The sequence below is a fragment of the Tabrizicola sp. T46 genome (genome assembly GCF_057219895.1).
Map to the genome: position 1 here is coordinate 270261 of NZ_JBXVVV010000002.1, position 15079 is coordinate 285339.

The 15079-nt window shown below is 66.7% G+C and carries 13 protein-coding genes; 8 read left to right on the forward strand and 5 right to left on the reverse strand.

Annotation, left to right across the window (positions count from 1 at the left end):
• The first annotated feature begins 28 nt into the window (after positions 1 to 28).
• Positions 29 to 523, forward strand: coding sequence for a hypothetical protein (locus AC2D9V_RS08845; RefSeq protein WP_484713703.1), 495 nt, complete (start codon positions 29 to 31; stop codon positions 521 to 523).
• A gap of 55 nt (positions 524 to 578) precedes the next feature.
• Here AC2D9V_RS08845 and AC2D9V_RS08850 read toward each other — a convergent pair whose 3' ends face one another.
• Positions 579 to 785, reverse strand: a complete 207-nt coding sequence (locus tag AC2D9V_RS08850; protein WP_103258321.1) for a cold-shock protein — start codon at positions 783 to 785, stop codon at positions 579 to 581.
• A 246-nt stretch (positions 786 to 1031) separates the two neighbouring features.
• Here AC2D9V_RS08850 and parA point away from each other — a divergent pair, with 246 nt between their 5' ends.
• Complete coding sequence (parA, locus tag AC2D9V_RS08855) at positions 1032 to 1652, forward strand: ParA family partition ATPase (protein WP_484713704.1); 621 nt, start codon at positions 1032 to 1034, stop codon at positions 1650 to 1652.
• A 264-nt stretch (positions 1653 to 1916) separates the two neighbouring features.
• On the opposite strand, the gene AC2D9V_RS08860 is transcribed toward parA, so the two are convergent.
• Together AC2D9V_RS08860 and ettA are read right to left on the reverse strand one after the other, a co-directional pair.
• Positions 1917 to 2825, reverse strand: coding sequence for an alpha/beta hydrolase (locus AC2D9V_RS08860; RefSeq protein ID WP_484713705.1), 909 nt, complete (start codon positions 2823 to 2825; stop codon positions 1917 to 1919).
• 157 nt (positions 2826 to 2982) lie between these two features.
• Positions 2983 to 4638 (reverse strand): energy-dependent translational throttle protein EttA, encoded by a 1656-nt coding sequence (gene ettA, locus AC2D9V_RS08865; RefSeq protein WP_484713706.1) that lies wholly within the window; start codon positions 4636 to 4638, stop codon positions 2983 to 2985.
• Between the two features lie 124 nt (positions 4639 to 4762).
• Here ettA and AC2D9V_RS08870 point away from each other — a divergent pair, with 124 nt between their 5' ends.
• Entirely contained in the window at positions 4763 to 5371 is a 609-nt protein-coding gene (locus AC2D9V_RS08870; protein ID WP_484713707.1) for a nicotinate-nucleotide adenylyltransferase, read from the forward strand.
• 73 nt (positions 5372 to 5444) lie between these two features.
• Positions 5445 to 6908: a D-alanyl-D-alanine carboxypeptidase/D-alanyl-D-alanine endopeptidase gene (gene dacB / locus AC2D9V_RS08875; protein ID WP_484713708.1), complete on the forward strand. Its 1464-nt coding sequence runs from the start codon at positions 5445 to 5447 to the stop codon at positions 6906 to 6908.
• A 27-nt stretch (positions 6909 to 6935) separates the two neighbouring features.
• On the opposite strand, the gene carB is transcribed toward dacB, so the two are convergent.
• Both carB and AC2D9V_RS08885 read right to left on the reverse strand, forming a co-directional pair.
• On the reverse strand, positions 6936 to 10265 hold the full coding sequence (carB, locus tag AC2D9V_RS08880) for a carbamoyl-phosphate synthase large subunit (protein ID WP_484713709.1): 3330 nt from the start codon (positions 10263 to 10265) through the stop codon (positions 6936 to 6938).
• Positions 10266 to 10340: 75 nt separating this feature from the next.
• Complete coding sequence (locus AC2D9V_RS08885; RefSeq protein WP_484713710.1) at positions 10341 to 10691, reverse strand: DUF3147 family protein; 351 nt, start codon at positions 10689 to 10691, stop codon at positions 10341 to 10343.
• A gap of 217 nt (positions 10692 to 10908) precedes the next feature.
• On the opposite strand from AC2D9V_RS08885, the gene AC2D9V_RS08890 reads away from it, so the two are divergent.
• From AC2D9V_RS08890 to AC2D9V_RS08905, 4 genes are all read left to right on the forward strand, one after another.
• Complete coding sequence (locus tag AC2D9V_RS08890) at positions 10909 to 12048, forward strand: aminodeoxychorismate synthase component I (RefSeq protein ID WP_484713711.1); 1140 nt, start codon at positions 10909 to 10911, stop codon at positions 12046 to 12048.
• Entirely contained in the window at positions 12006 to 12626 is a 621-nt protein-coding gene (locus AC2D9V_RS08895) for an aminotransferase class IV family protein (protein ID WP_484713712.1), read from the forward strand. Before AC2D9V_RS08890 ends, AC2D9V_RS08895 begins: the two co-directional genes overlap by 43 nt.
• Positions 12627 to 12751: 125 nt before the next feature.
• The gene (aspS, locus tag AC2D9V_RS08900) at positions 12752 to 14548 is read left to right on the forward strand and encodes an aspartate--tRNA ligase (protein WP_484713713.1); all 1797 of its coding nucleotides are present in this window, start codon (positions 12752 to 12754) and stop codon (positions 14546 to 14548) included.
• Positions 14548 to 15015, forward strand: a complete 468-nt coding sequence (locus AC2D9V_RS08905) for a DUF1993 family protein (RefSeq protein ID WP_484713714.1) — start codon at positions 14548 to 14550, stop codon at positions 15013 to 15015. The genes aspS and AC2D9V_RS08905 overlap by 1 nt, the downstream gene beginning before the upstream one ends.
• The last annotated feature ends 64 nt before the right edge of the window (positions 15016 to 15079 follow it).

Consider the following 15079-nt stretch of genomic DNA (forward strand, 5'->3'; position numbering starts at 1 on the left):
CGGAATTCACCGGCAAGTTTCCGCATTTGTGACCTACGGATACCGCAATGACATTCGAATGAAGATTTCAGAAACGGTGGAGGCTGAGTTGATGCAAACCGCTATTGAGTACCATGCCAAGTCAAGTCCGGTGCGGCCGGTGGGCGCGCGCGTGCTGCTTCTGTCGGATGCCGAAGACGGCCGGACGGCCGACCGGCTGGCCGGGTTCGGAAGCCACGTTGATGTCGAGGTTACCCTTGATCTCGCACTGGCAAGGCTTAGCCGCGATCCGATGGGGTATGATCTGTTCGTTATGGATTGTGACAGCTACGGCGGAATGTCCGGCGGGGAACTGGCCGTATCGTCCCTGATCGCGGCCGAAGCCAGAATGCGCGTGATGCTGGTCAGCCGGGATTTCGACAAACCCGCCTTCCCGTTCGGACGGCGCACAGCAGTCTGTCTGCCAAGTGAGGTCGGGGACGAGGATTTCCGTCGCGGGTTCGATCATGTCCTGCGCGACAGATTGCCGACGGCGGTGATGTAACCGGCGGTCGGCAAACGAATCGGGGGTGATGCCACCCCCGATCCAAGGTCTTGGTTCAGGCGAGCGCCAGGTTGGTCGCGCTTTCACGACCGTCGCGGCCGGCTTCGATGTCGAAGGTGACCGGCTGGCCGTCTTTCAGGCTGCGAAGACCCGCACGCTCAAGCGCGGTGATGTGCACGAACACGTCCTTCTTGCCGCCTTCCGGGGCAATGAAGCCGTATCCCTTGGTTTCGTTGAACCATTTCACGGTGCCCTTGGCCATCGTGATGTCTCCTTTCAAGTCTGCCGCCCGCGAAATGCGGCGGCTTGGCCCCGTCAGCTAAGGTCGATTGCTGTGGCCGATGGTCGGAGACAGTGGTCGAAAAGTTAACGTCGCGAAAGTGACAATCGCACATTCGCCACCTGATTGAAAGGGGTTCGCCCTTTGGTCCCGCCGGGGCCTTCGTTTTCCGGCTGTGCCGCGATTGCGAATAGGTTATGCTGCAACGCAGCAAACCGGGGATTCGCGATGGGCAAGGTCTTGTGCGTGGCGCAGCAGAAGGGTGGGTCGGGAAAGACGACGATCGCGGCCAACCTTGCGGTCGAGTTCCGGCGGCGGGGGCTGAAGGTCGCGCTTCTGGACACCGACCCGCAGGGCAGCCTCGGGCGGTGGTTCATGGCCCGGCGGCAGCGGCTGGGCGAGGCTGGGATGGAGTTCTCTACCGCCTCGGCCTGGGGGGTCGGCTATGAATGCGAGAAGCTGAAGAAGGTGGCCGACATCGTGATCGTCGACACCCCGCCCAAGGTGGACGCGGACCTCCGCCCCGCCCTGCGCGAGGCGGACCTGGTGATCGTGCCGGTATCGGCCTCGATGGTCGATCTTTGGGCCACGGACGGGGTCTTCGACCTCATCGGGCGCGAGGGGCGGCGGGCGGTGATCGTGCTGAACCGCGTGAAGGCCGGCACCCGGCTGGGGCTGGAGGTCGCCACGGCGGCCGGCGAGGTCGGCGGGGTGGCCGAGGCGAGCCTTGGCCAGAGGGTCGTGTTTGCCGAAACCCTCGGGCAGGGCCTTGGCGCGGCCGAGACGCGGGGCGTCGCGGCGGTCGAGGTTGGCCGGCTGGCGGATGAGGTCCTGGAGTTGCTGGGCTAAGTGACCACAGTGGTCAGATTCATATTATGAATATAAATCAATGACTTGGCTGTCTGCGTTAGGGTGGTGTTAAGGTTTGCCCCGGGCCGGAGTCGTCGGCTCCGGGGACTGCCTTTGGCCTAGAATACGTCCAGCAGGTAGAGGATGATGATGAGCGGGATCGGGATGCCGATCAGCCAGGCAAGCGCGCCTTTCATGGCAGGTCTCCGGTTGGTTGCATGACAGGAAAACGCGGGGCCTGTCCGCCGGTTCCCTATGGCGGTGTCAGCCGCAGGGCCCGCCGGCCCCTGTCACCACACGCTCAACCCGGTCGATCAGGTCCGTCCGCGACAGAAGGACCATGTGACCGTCCCCGGGCAGCACGCAGAGGGTGGCCTGAAGCCGGCCGGCCAGTTGACGGACGCCGGAGAGGGGGAAGACAGGGTCGTTCTCGCCGTGGAAGAAGGTGATGCGGGCCTCTGACGCCATTGCTTCCCCGGAAAGCGCCCAGCCGAGGAGGCTGCCCGACTGCGACCGGCCCCGCCCCTCGCCCGGCTTGTTGATCTGGCCCTCGAAGCTTTCCCTGATCCGGTCGGCCAGAGCCCGCTTCTCGGGTGAGTTCCGCCAGCCGGAGCCGAGGTAGAGGGTGATGAAATACTCGTCCCAGACGGTCTGCGGGTCGAGCGACCCCGTGGCGATGGCCGATCCCGCCACCCCTGCCGCACCCCGGACGGTGGCGAGGGCCGCACCGGGAAAGGGCGTGGCGCTGGAGACGGCGATGACGTTCACGCGGGCGCTGTCCTCGATCCGGCCGGCAGCCTCGATCGCGATGGCGGCACCGGTGGAATAGCCGAGGAGGTTGATCTCTGCGTCCGGATATAGGTTCGCATAGTCCGCAACCCAGCCGGCAGCGCGGAGGATGTCGAGGGGCGGCTTCACCGGCTCGCCCCGCATTCCGGGCAGGCGGTATTCGATCACCAGGTGCCGGTCGCTGTTCCAACCGTTCGCTTCGCCGAAGATCGCGGCGGTGCTGAGGGCACCGGGAAGGAGAAAGGTGATCTCTTTCGGCACGTCGGTGGTCCCGGCGGTGTAGAGGGGCGGCCTTGCCTCATCCGGCACCCCGGCACAGGCGGCGAGGAGAAGGCCTGCGGCGAGCATGAGGCCGAGGGGGCCGGAAGGGTAGCGATCCGTCATGGACGGAAGATAGGGGCGGGGGGTGGGGGAGGGAAAGGGCCCCCACAAGGTGACAGGCTTAGGCGGGAGTCGGGCTGAAGCCCGACCTACGGGGGGCGCGAGGGTGTCGGGGCAGGCCCCGACCACCGATGTTGGGGGAGTCGGGGCAGGCCCCGACCTACCTCGCGAACCGCTTGTACTTCACCCGCTTCGGCTCCAGCGCGTCGGGGCCGAGGCGGCGGACCTTGTCTTGCTCGTAGGCCTCGAAGTTGCCCTCGAACCATTCCACATGGGCGTCGCCTTCGAAGGCGAGGATGTGGGTGCAGAGGCGGTCGAGGAAGAAGCGGTCGTGGCTGATGATGATCGCGCAGCCGGCGAAATCCTCGATGGCGGCTTCAAGCGCCTGCAGGGTTTCGACGTCGAGGTCGTTGGTCGGTTCGTCGAGGAGAAGAACGTTGCCGCCGGATTTCAGAAGCTTCGCCATATGGACGCGGTTGCGTTCCCCGCCGGAGAGGAGACCGACCTTCTTCTGCTGGTCGGTGCCCTTGAAGTTGAAGGCCCCGGTGTAGACACGGGAGTTCATCTGGAGGTCGCCGAGGTGGATGACCTCGGCCCCGCCGGAGATTTCCTCCCAGACGTTCTTGTTCGGGTCGAGTGCGTCACGCGACTGGTCGACGTAGGCGAGTTTCACCGTCTCGCCCAGCTTGATCGTGCCGGCGTCGGGCTGTTCCTGCCCGGTGATCATGCGGAAGAGGGTGGACTTGCCCGCCCCGTTCGGGCCGATGACGCCGACGATGGCACCGGGGGGCACCACGAAGGAAAGGTCCTCGATCAGAAGCTTGTCGCCCATCGCCTTCTTCAGACCCTCGACCTCGATCACCTTGTTGCCCAGGCGCTCACCGTTCGGGATGATGATCTGCGCGGTGGTGGCGCGTTCAGTGACGGTCTGGCTGGCCATCTCGTTGTAGCGATTGAGGCGGGCCTTGCCCTTGGCCTGACGCGCCTTGGCGCCGGAGCGGATCCACTCCAGTTCCTTTTCCAGCGCCTTCTGCTTGGACTTGTCCTCACGCGCTTCCTGCGCCATCCGCTTGGCCTTCTGGTCAAGCCATGCGGAGTAGTTGCCCTCATAGGGGATGCCCCGGCCGCGGTCGAGTTCCAGGATCCAGCCGGTGATGTCGTCAAGGAAATAGCGGTCGTGGGTGACGATCAGGATCGTGCCCTTGTAGTCGATCAGGTGCTTCTGCAGCCAGGCGATGGATTCCGCGTCCAAGTGGTTGGTCGGTTCATCGAGGAGGAGCATGTCCGGCTTTTCCAGAAGCAGCCGGCAGAGTGCCACGCGGCGGCGTTCCCCGCCCGAAAGCGTGGTCACATCGGCATCGTCCGGCGGGCAGCGGAGCGCGTCCATCGCCACACCCACGGTCGCCTCAAGCTCCCAGAGGTTCTGGGCGTCGATCTGGTCCTGGAGCTGCGCCATCTCGTCCGCGGTTTCGTCCGAGTAGTTCATGGCGAGTTCGTTGTAGCGGTCGAGGATCGCCTGCTGCTTGGCGACGCCCAGCATGACGTTTTCCTTCGCGGTGAGCGCGGGGTCGAGGTAGGGCTCCTGCGCGAGGTAGCCGACGGTCGCGCCCTTGGCCGCCCAGGCTTCGCCTTTGAAGTCCTTGTCGATGCCCGCCATGATCTTCAAAAGCGTGGATTTCCCCGCGCCGTTGACGCCGACGACACCGATCTTCACGCCGGGCAGGAAGTTCAGGTGGATGTTTTCAAAGCAGGTCTTGCCGCCCGGGTAGGTCTTGGAGACGTTCTCCATGTGATAGACGTATTGATAGCTGGCCATGACGTGCTCCGGGGATCCTTGGGGTTGGCGCGTATGTAGCGATGAAGGGCGGGCGCTGCAACGGTTGGCGGCTTGTGCGCGAAGGGCGCATCGGGTTTTCTGGTCGCAAGGGATGAGGGGGCCGATGCGGGCAGGATTTCCGGTGGCGACCCGGGGCATGGTCGTGGGTCTGCTCGGCGGGTCGTTCGATCCGGCGCACGAGGGGCATGTGCACATCACGCGCGAGGCGCTGAAGCGGATGGGGTTGGACCAGGTCTGGTGGCTTGTCACGCCAGCCAATCCCCTGAAGGCGCGGCAGCCGGCACCGATGGCCGACCGGATGGCCCGGGCTAGGGCAGTGATGCGCGATCCGCGGGTGAAGATCACGGCGCTGGAAGAGGCGCTGGGGACCCGGGCGACGGCGGATACGATCGACCGGCTGCGCGCGATCTATCCGGGCGTAACCTTCGTCTGGCTGATGGGGGCGGACAACCTCGTGCAGTTCCACCGCTGGGGCCGCTGGCGGGATATCCTGCGGGCGGTGCCGGTGGGGGTGCTGGCGCGGCCCGGGTCGGGCGTGGCGGCGCGGCTGTCGGTGGCGGCGCGGGCCTTCCGGGTGCATCGCGTGGAGCGGGGCGAGACCCTGCGGGGCCGGAAGCCGCCGGTCTGGGCGTTCGTGAACCTGCCGATGAACGATGCCTCCTCGACCGAGATCCGGGAGCGGGGCGGGTGGAAGCCGGTGACGCCGTCGTGACCAGGCAAGGGAATTCCGTCGCTGGCGGAATCGCCATGATCGGGTATCACCGGCTGAAAGGGAGGGTCCCGGAGTGATCACGCGGCGGATGATGCTGGCCGGACTGCTGGCGGGCGGGGCTTACCCTGCTCTGGCCGAGGTCATGGCAAGCTCGCCCCGGCCGGTGCCGCGGGGCGGACAACCTGCTGCTGTCCCGGATGCCTCCGAGATCGAGGCCCTCATCGCGGCGGCGAAGCTCGGGGGCGAGGTGGCCTTCGTCGTCGCCGATGCCGGGACCGGGGCGGTGCTGGCGTCGCGGCAGCCTGATCTGTGGATGCCGCCAGCCAGCGTGGCGAAGGCGGTGACGGCACTTTACGCGCTGGACCGGCTGGGCGCGGGTTATCGGTTTGCCACACGGGTGTTGGCGACAGGCCCGGTGGCGGACGGGATGGTGCAGGGTGACCTGATCCTCGTCGGCGGGGGCGATCCGACGCTGCAGACCGACCAGCTGGGTGACCTTGTGGCGGCGGTAGCGAAGGCCGGCGTCAGGGGGGCGACCGGGCGGTTCCTCTACTGGGACGGGGCGCTGCCGCGGCTGAAGGGGATTTCGGGCGATCAGCCGGTTCATGTCGGTTACAACGCGGCCCTCTCGGGGCTGAACCTGAACTTCAACCGGGTGCATTTCGAATGGAAGCGGGCCGGGAAGGCCTGGCAGGTGGCCATCGACGCACGCGGGGAACGCTTTGTTCCGCCGGTCGAGATGGTGCGGGTGGAGATCGCCCCGCGCGAGGCGCCGCTCTTCACCTATGACGAAGGCGGGGTCGAGGATTGGACGGTCGCCTCGGAGGCCCTGGGCAAGGGCGGAAGCCGCTGGCTGCCGGTCCGCGATCCGGGGCGCTATACGGCCGAGGTGTTCCGCACCCTGGCCCGGGCGCAGGGCATCAAGCTGGGCCTGGGCGAAAGGGCCGAGGCCCTGCCCGGTGGCCGCGAGATTGCCCGGGTGGAAAGCGAACCCCTGACCGAGGTCCTGCGCGACATGCTGCGGTTTTCAACCAACGTGACGGCGGAATGCGTGGGCCTGACGGCCTCGGGACTTGCGGGGCTGGAGGCTTCGGCGGGGGCGATGTCGGCCTGGGTGAAGGCGGCCTTCGGGGTCGAGGTCGACCTCCACGACCATTCCGGCCTTGGCGGGCGGTCACGCGTCACGGCGGCTGGGATGGCCGCGATCCTGGTCGCGGCGGAACGCGGCGGGCGCGGGCTGATGCCGATCCTGCGCGACGTGGGCATGAAGGACGACGCCGGAAAGGTGATCGAGGGGCATCCGGTCAAGGTGAGGGCCAAGTCGGGGACGCTGAACTTTGTCTCGGGCCTTGCCGGTCACATCGTGCCGCCGAAGGGAAAGCCACTCGTCTTCGCGATCTTCAGCGGCGATCCCGCGCGGCGCGACGCCGTGCCCGTCGCACTGCGGGAAGAGCCGGAGGGCGCGACGGCCTGGAACAAGCGGGCGCGACGGCTGCAGGGGCAGCTGGTCAGCCGCTGGGCCGGGGCTTATGCGTGAGGCTGAGCGCCCCCGAAGGCCCCGCCTTTAGCCCTGCAGCGTCCGCACTCCATACCCCTCGCCCCGCGCCTTCATCGCGGCGACGGCGGCGATACTCGCCGCGGCGGTGGTGAAATAGGGGATCTTGTCCATCAGCGCGACGCGGCGGATGTCGCGGCTGTCGCTGATCGCCTGGGTGCCTTCGGTCGTGTTCATCACCAGCGCGATGTCGTTGTTCTTCAGCCGGTCGACGATGTTCGGGCGGCCTTCGTAGACCTTGGCGACGGGTTCCGCCTTCACCGCATTCGCGGCAAGCCACTGCGCCGTGCCCCTGGTCGCGACGATCTGGAAGCCCATCGCCACAAGGTCGCGCGCGGCGGCAGCGAGGGCGGGGCTCTTGTCGGTGTCCTTGACGGACAGGAAGACGCGCCCCGCCTCGGGCAGGTGGGTGCCGGCCCCCATCTGGGCCTTGAGGAAGGCAAGCGGGAAGGTGCGGTCCCAGCCCATCACCTCACCCGTTGACCGCATCTCCGGGCCAAGGACCGGGTCGACGCCGGGGAAGCGGGCGAAGGGGAGGACGGCCTCTTTCACGCTGAACCAGGGCGTCTGCGGATCGGCGAGGGTCAGGGGGTCGGCCAGCGGCAGGTCGGTATCGGGGCCGACGCCGGCGGGGTAGGGCGCGCGCATCGGGAAGCGGGCCAGCGTCTCGCCCGCCATGAGGCGCGCGGCGATGGAGGCGATAGCGCTGTCGGTCGCCTTGGCTACGAAAGGCACGGTGCGGCTGGCGCGGGGGTTGACTTCCAGCACGTAGATCACCCCGTCCTTGATCGCGAATTGCACGTTCATCAGGCCGACGACATTCAGCGCAAGGGCCATCTGGATGGTCTGGCGCTTGAGTTCCGCGATGGTGTCGGCGGTCAGCGAATGGGGCGGCAGGCAGCAGGCCGAGTCGCCGGAATGGACCCCGGCCTCTTCGATATGTTCCATGATCCCCGCGACATGCACATCCTTGCCGTCGCTGAGGGCGTCGACGTCAACCTCGATCGCGCCGGAGAGGTAGCTGTCCAGAAGGACGGGGCTGTCGCCCGAGACCTGTACGGCGGTCGCGATGTAGCGTTCAAGCTGGGCGTCGTCGCGGATGATCTCCATCGCGCGGCCGCCAAGCACGAAGGACGGGCGGATCACGAGGGGATAGCCGACCTCGGCCGCGACCTTGAAAGCCTCGTCCCGGCTGCGGGCGGTGCCGTTCACCGGCTGCTTCAGGCCGAGCTTGTGAAGGAGCTGCTGGAAGCGTTCGCGGTCCTCGGCCAGATCGATGGCATCGGGCGTGGTGCCAAGGATCGGGATCCCTTCGGCGTGCAGCGCATTGGCCAGCTTCAGGGGTGTCTGGCCGCCGAACTGGACGATGACGCCGTGCAGCGTGCCGTTCTCCTGCTCCACCCGCAGGATTTCAAGGACATGCTCCAGCGTCAGCGGTTCGAAATAGAGGCGGTCCGAGGTGTCGTAGTCGGTCGATACGGTCTCGGGGTTGCAGTTGACCATGATCGTCTCATAGCCCGCGGCGGTCAGCGCGTAGCAGGCGTGGACGCAGCAATAGTCGAACTCGATGCCTTGCCCGATGCGGTTCGGGCCGCCGCCAAGGATGACGACCTTCTTCGCCTTGGTGGGGCGGCTTTCGCATTCCACCTCGCCCATCGCGGGGACCTCGTAGGTGGAATACATGTAGGGGGTCTGGGCCTCGAACTCGGCGGCGCAGGTGTCGATGCGCTTGAAGACCGCCTGGACGCCAAGGTTGCGGCGGGCGCGGCGGACCTGGCCTTCGTCGCGACCGGTCAGCTTCGCCAGCCGGGCGTCGGTGAAGCCCATCATCTTCAGCTTGCGCAGACCCTCGGCATTGGTCGGGAGGCCATCCTTGCGGACCTGCGCTTCGGTCACGATGATCTCGCGGATGCGCGACAGGAACCAGGGGTCGAAGGCGGTGACCTGGTTGATCTCGTCATCCGTCAGACCGTGGCGCATGGCCTGGGCGATGACGCGCAGGCGGTCGGGGGTGGCCTGCCCGAGTGCCTTGATGATCGCGGCCTTGTCGGGTGCACCCGGGATGGCGATTTCGTCAAAGCCGGAAAGGCCGGTCTCAAGGCTGGCGAGCGCCTTCTGCAGCGATTCATGGATCGTGCGGCCGATGGCCATCGCCTCGCCGACCGATTTCATCGCGGTGGTCAGGTTCGGTTCGGACCCCGGGAACTTCTCGAAGGCAAAGCGCGGGATCTTGGTCACGACATAGTCGATCGAGGGCTCGAAGCTGGCGGGCGTGACCTTGGTGATGTCATTGTCGAGCTCGTCCAGCGTGTAGCCGACGGCCAGCTTCGCGGCGATCTTGGCGATGGGGAAACCGGTGGCCTTGGAGGCAAGGGCCGAGGACCGGGAGACGCGCGGGTTCATCTCGATCACGACCATGCGGCCATCGGCGGGGTTGATCGCCCATTGCACGTTCGACCCGCCGGTTTCCACCCCGATCTCGCGCAGGACGGCGATGCTGCCGTTCCGCATGATCTGGTATTCCTTGTCGGTCAGCGTCAGCGCCGGGGCGACGGTGATGGAATCGCCGGTGTGGACGCCCATCGGATCGACGTTCTCGATCGAGCAGACGATGATGGCGTTGTCGGCGCGGTCGCGCACGACCTCCATCTCGTATTCCTTCCAGCCGAGAAGGGATTCGTCGACCAGCACCTGCGCGACGGGGGAGGCATCAAGGCCGGACTTGATGACCGCCTCATAGTCGTCGCGGTTGTAGGCGACGCCGCCGCCGGTGCCGCCAAGGGTGAAGGCAGGCCGGATAATGGCGGGGAGGCCGACGTATTCCAGCGCCTCCATCGCCTGCCGGATGCCCGCAGCGATGTCGTACTTGCCGGACGCCAGTTTCGGCGCGGCGACGATGGTGGCCTTGGGGTTCTCCAGCCCGATCCGGTCCATCGCCTCACGGAACAATTTGCGATCTTCTGCCATTTCGATGGCTTCGCGCTTGGCCCCGATCAGCTCGACCTTGAACTTTTCAAGCACGCCCATGTCGGCAAGCGCCAGCGCGGTGTTGAGGCCCGTCTGCCCGCCCATCGTGGGCAAAAGCGCGTCGGGGCGTTCCTTTTCGATGATCTTGGCGACGACTTCGGGGGTGATCGGCTCGATGTAGGTGGCATCCGCCAGCCCCGGATCGGTCATGATCGTCGCGGGGTTCGAGTTCACCAGGATGACCCGGTATCCTTCCTCGCGGAGCGCCTTGCAGGCCTGGGCGCCGGAGTAGTCGAACTCGCAGGCCTGGCCGATGACGATGGGGCCCGCGCCGATGATCATGATCGACTTGATATCGGTCCGCTTCGGCATGTCCGCCCCCATCCATTGCGCAAATTGCCGGGGGTTATAGCCACGCGCCGCCCCGGCGCAAGGGCCGAATGGCGGCTAGAGGTTGAAGCCGAAGCGGGCGGCGATCCAGACGGTGATCGTGTAGAGAACCATGGTCAGCGCGCAGCCGATGAGAAGCGAGATCCAGAAGCCGAAGCCAGCGCGCAGAAGCAGCGGGATGACGACGAACATCGGCAGCGACGGGATGACATACCAGACGGTCGCGAGGGAATAGACGGCCAGCCGTTCCACATCGCGGGTATCGCGCCAAAGCCAGATCATCCCCAGGACCGACACCAGCGGCAGCGAGGCGATCAGCGCGCCGATGCCCGAGTAGCGCCGGGCCACCTCGGCTGACAAAGCCACGAGGACGCCCGAGATTGCCGCCTTGACGAAAAGAAAGAACATGCCGCCCCCCGGTTGGTTCTGCTTTGGGTGGAAGGTGGCCACGGGGCAGACTTTCCGTCAACGGAAATGGCGTGGGTGTCGGTTTCGGCCCTGGGCCCGTCCGGAACGCCCATCGCCACAAAGGTCGCATTCGCCGCAGACTGGGGGCCGGAAACGGGTGGCGGAGGCGGGGCTCTCGCCCTATCACCTGCCGGGAGGGATGTAGGGGACCGCAGCAGTGATCCTGCTTGAACATGGGCCAGCCGGGGTTCCGGCGGTGTTTGCCGAGCCGACGGAGGTGATCGTCGCCGATCGCGCGGCTACGGTCGGGCCGGCCCTCGCCGCAGCAGAACGGGCGCGGAAGGAAGGCGGCTGGGTTGCGGGCTATGTCGCCTATGAGGCGGGCTTTGCCCTGGAGCCACGGCTTACCCGGCTGATGCCGCGGCGGCGGCCGGGGCCGCTGGTGGCGCTTGGGGTCTTTGCCGCACCGCAGGCGGCGGGGGCCCTGCTGGAACGGGCCGGCGCGGAGGGGCAGGCAACGTTGATGACCGCGCCGGTGCCGGTGATCGGCCGGCGCGCCTATGGCAATGCTGCGCGCAAGGTCTTCGACTATATCGCTGCCGGCGATTGCTATCAGGTGAACCTGACCTTTCCGATGACGGCGCGGCTTCTGTCCGGCACGCCCCTTGGGCTTTACGGCGCATTCCGGCGGACCGGGGCGGTGGGGCATGGCGCCTATGTCGATCTTGGGCAGGGGCCGGTGATTGTCTCTCGCAGTCCCGAGCTCTTCTTCCGGCTTGAGGCGGGGGGCCGCATCGTCGCCCGTCCGATGAAGGGCACCGCCCCGCGCGATCCCGACCCCGCCCGGGATTCCGCCATCGCGGCGGCGCTGCAGGTGTCGGTCAAGGACCGGGCCGAGAACCTGATGATCGTCGACCTACTGCGGAACGACATTGCCAGGATCGCCCGTGTCGGCAGTGTGAAGGTTCCCGCGCTTTTCGCGATGGAGCGCTATTCGACCGTTCACCAGATGACCTCGACGGTAGAGGGGCAGCTTGCCGAGGCGCCGTCGCTTCCCGCGCTGATGGCCGCGCTTTTTCCCTGCGGTTCGGTGACCGGCGCACCGAAGATCCGCGCGATGGAGATCATCCGCGAGGTGGAGCCCTTTCCGCGCGGGGTCTATTGCGGGGCCATCGGCTGGATGTCGCCGGACGGGCGGGCAGACTTCTCGGTCGCGATCCGGACGCTGGCGATCACCGGGCAGGATATCGTGATGAACGTGGGCGGCGGGCTGACGCATGGCTCGACCGCGGCAGGCGAATGGGAGGAGGCGCTGTGGAAGGCGCGCTTCGTGAAGGCGGCGGTGAGCCGGGACTGAGGCTGATCGAGACGGTCCTCTGGGACGGCGCGCGCGCCCCGCGCTGGCCGCTGCATCTGGTGCGGCTGACGCGGTCTGCTGGATTGCTGGGGTGGAAGTGTCCCGACGTGGTGCCGGACGGCCCGGCCCATCCAGCGCGACTGCGGTTGACGCTTGACCGGAACGGTGCGGTGGAATGGACGGTCGCGCCCTTGCCGCCGGCAAAGGTCGAATGGCGGGTCGGGCTGGCGGACGAGCGTCTCCGGTCGGACGACCCCTGGCTGCGGCTGAAATCCACGAAGCGCGCGGCCTACGACCGGGCGCGGGCTTCGCTGCCCGAGGGGTTAGATGAGGTCATCTTCCTGAACGAACGGCGCGAGGTCTGCGACGGGTCGATCACCACGGTCTTCTTCGACCGGGGGCAGGGGATGCGGACGCCTCCGTTGACCTGTGGTCTGTTGCCGGGGGTGCTGCGGGCCGAACTGGGGTACCAGGAGGAGGTCCTGCGGGCCGAGGACCTGCCCAGGGTGCGGCTTTGGGTCGGCAATGCGCTGCGCGGGCTGATCCCGGCGGTCTGGGGCGGCTCGTCGTCGGACTGACGTCCGCTCCTCGCGGGCGACGAGCGGTCGAAGACCGACGAGGAGCGGTGGTCGGCCCTTGACTTGGGCGGGCGGGCAAGGTGTATCGGCGCGATGAAATTTCTGCCCCTTGAAAGGGAATGATGATGCACGCCTATCGCAGCCATACCTGTGCCGCGCTGAACAAGTCCCATGTGGGCGAAACGGTCCGGCTTTCCGGCTGGGTCCACCGGGTGCGCGACCATGGCGGTGTCCTCTTCATCGACCTGCGCGACCATTACGGGATCACGCAGGTGCTGTGCGACGGCGACTCGGCGGCGTTCAAGGCGCTGGAGCAGGTGCGCAGCGAGTGGGTCATCCGCGTCGACGGCCGGGTGAAGGCGCGGGATGCGTCCTTGGTGAACCCCAAGATCCCGACGGGCGAGATCGAGGTCTATGTCACCGATCTCGAGGTGCTGGGTGCCGCCGAGGAACTGCCGCTGCCGGTCTTCGGCGATACCGAATACCCCGAGGAGACGCGGCTGACCTACCGCTTCCTCGACCTCCGCCGCGACACGATGCACCAGAACATGATGCTGCGGTCGAACGTGGTGCGCTGGCTCAGGAACGCCATGTGGGACCAGGGCTTTACCGAGTTCCAGACGCCGATCATCACCGCCTCCTCTCCCGAGGGCGCGCGCGACTTCCTGGTGCCCTCGCGCCTGCATCCGGGCAAGTTCTACGCGCTTCCCCAGGCGCCGCAGCAGTTCAAGCAGCTGATCCAGGTCGCGGGCTTCGACCGCTATTTCCAGATCGCGCCCTGCTTCCGCGACGAGGACCCTCGCGCCGACCGTTCGCCCACGGACTTCTACCAGCTGGACATCGAGATGAGCTTCGTCACGCAGGACGACGTTTTTGCCGCCGTACAGCCGGTGTTGCAAGGACTTTTCGAACATTTCGGCAAGGGTCGGAAGGTCTACTCGGACTGGCCGCGCATCGCCTATCGCGACTCGCTGAAGTGGTATGGGTCGGACAAGCCCGACCTGCGCAACCCGATCAGGATGCAGGACGTGTCGGAACACTTCCGGGGGTCCGGCTTTGCGATCTTCGCCAAGCTTCTGGAGCAGGACGGCAACGAAGTCCGCGCGATCCCTGCGCCGAAAGGTCCGTCGGGCGAACCCGTGGGCCGCAAGTTCTGCGACCGGATGAATGCCTTTGCCCAACAGCAAGGGCTGCCGGGGATGGGGTATATCTTCTGGCGCGACGCCGAGGATGGCTCGGGAATGGAGGCCGCAGGGCCGCTCGCCAAGAACATCGGGCCGGAGCGGACCGAAGCGATCCGGGTCCAATTGGGCCTCGAAAAGGGCGACGCGGCCTTCTTCCTCGGCGGCAAGGCGGAGGCCTTCGAAGGCATCGCCGGCAAGGCGCGGAACGTCATCGGCGAGGAACTGGGGCTGACCGAGAAGGACTGCTTCCGCTTCGCCTGGATCGTCGACTTTCCGATGTACGAAAAGACCGACGAGGGGAAGATCGACTTTTCCCACAACCCGTTCTCGATGCCGCAGGGGGGCCTCGATGCGCTGAACGGTGACCCCTTGAAGGTCTACGCCTACCAGTATGACCTTGCCTGCAACGGGTATGAGGTCATCTCGGGCGGCATCCGGAACCACAAACCCGAGATCATGTACAAGGCGTTTGAGCTCGCCGGCTACCCGAACTCCGAGGTCGACAAGCGCTTCGGCGGGATGGTCAAGGCGTTCAAGTACGGCGCCCCGCCCCACGGCGGCTGTGCGGCGGGCATCGACCGCCTTGTCATGCTTCTGGCCGACACCCAGAACATCCGCGAGGTCATCATGTTCCCGATGAACCAGCGCGCCGAGGACCTGCTGATGAACGCGCCCTCGGAACCCACGCTCCAGCAGCTGCGCGAGCTTTCCCTGCGCGTGGTGCCCAAGGACAGCTGATGTACCAGGCGTCCGTCCCCGTCTTCCGCCACTACCTGTCGCGCGTCAGCGACATCGTGGCGGTGGCGGGGCCGGATGCGCTGGACGCCCGCATTGCCGACGCTTTCCCCGCCCGCCAGCAGTTCGCCACTGCGGCGGGCTTTGCCTTGCGCATCGCCTGCCCGCTGGCGGGGCGCGAGGTGCCGGACCTGCCGCAGGGCCTTGGCCCCCGGCTGGCGGTGGCGCGGGCGATGCTCGGGGCGATGACCCCGGCTGACTTCGAGGGGGCCGAGACCGGGATCATCCGCCACCGCGCGGGCTTTGCCGAGCTTGAGCAGACTGGCAGCGACTTTCTTTTCCTATACGGCCTGCCGAACTTCTTCTTCCACGTCACGATGGGCTACGCTGCCCTGCGCGCGGCCGGAGTTCCCCTCGGCAAGGCCGACTTTGACGGCTTTCATTCCTATCCGGAAGACTTCCGCTTCTGACCGGCATGGGCTTGCTGCCCGTCGCGGCCCGGCTTAGCCTTGCCGGCGTGTCAGGGGGGTGAGG

Excerpts from the sequence above, each read along its gene's own strand:
- aspS (WP_484713713.1), top strand. The coding sequence starts at position 12,752 with ATGCACGCCTATCGCAGCCATACCTGTGCCGCGCTGAACAAGTCCCAT.
- parA (WP_484713704.1), top strand. The coding sequence starts at position 1,032 with ATGGGCAAGGTCTTGTGCGTGGCGCAGCAGAAGGGTGGGTCGGGAAAG.
- AC2D9V_RS08870 (WP_484713707.1), top strand. The coding sequence starts at position 4,763 with ATGCGGGCAGGATTTCCGGTGGCGACCCGGGGCATGGTCGTGGGTCTG.
- ettA (WP_484713706.1), bottom strand. The coding sequence starts at position 4,638 with ATGGCCAGCTATCAATACGTCTATCACATGGAGAACGTCTCCAAGACC.
- AC2D9V_RS08860 (WP_484713705.1), bottom strand. The coding sequence starts at position 2,825 with ATGACGGATCGCTACCCTTCCGGCCCCCTCGGCCTCATGCTCGCCGCA.
- AC2D9V_RS08850 (WP_103258321.1), bottom strand. The coding sequence starts at position 785 with ATGGCCAAGGGCACCGTGAAATGGTTCAACGAAACCAAGGGATACGGC.
- carB (WP_484713709.1), bottom strand. The coding sequence starts at position 10,265 with ATGCCGAAGCGGACCGATATCAAGTCGATCATGATCATCGGCGCGGGC.
- AC2D9V_RS08885 (WP_484713710.1), bottom strand. The coding sequence starts at position 10,691 with ATGTTCTTTCTTTTCGTCAAGGCGGCAATCTCGGGCGTCCTCGTGGCT.
- AC2D9V_RS08905 (WP_484713714.1), top strand. The coding sequence starts at position 14,548 with ATGTACCAGGCGTCCGTCCCCGTCTTCCGCCACTACCTGTCGCGCGTC.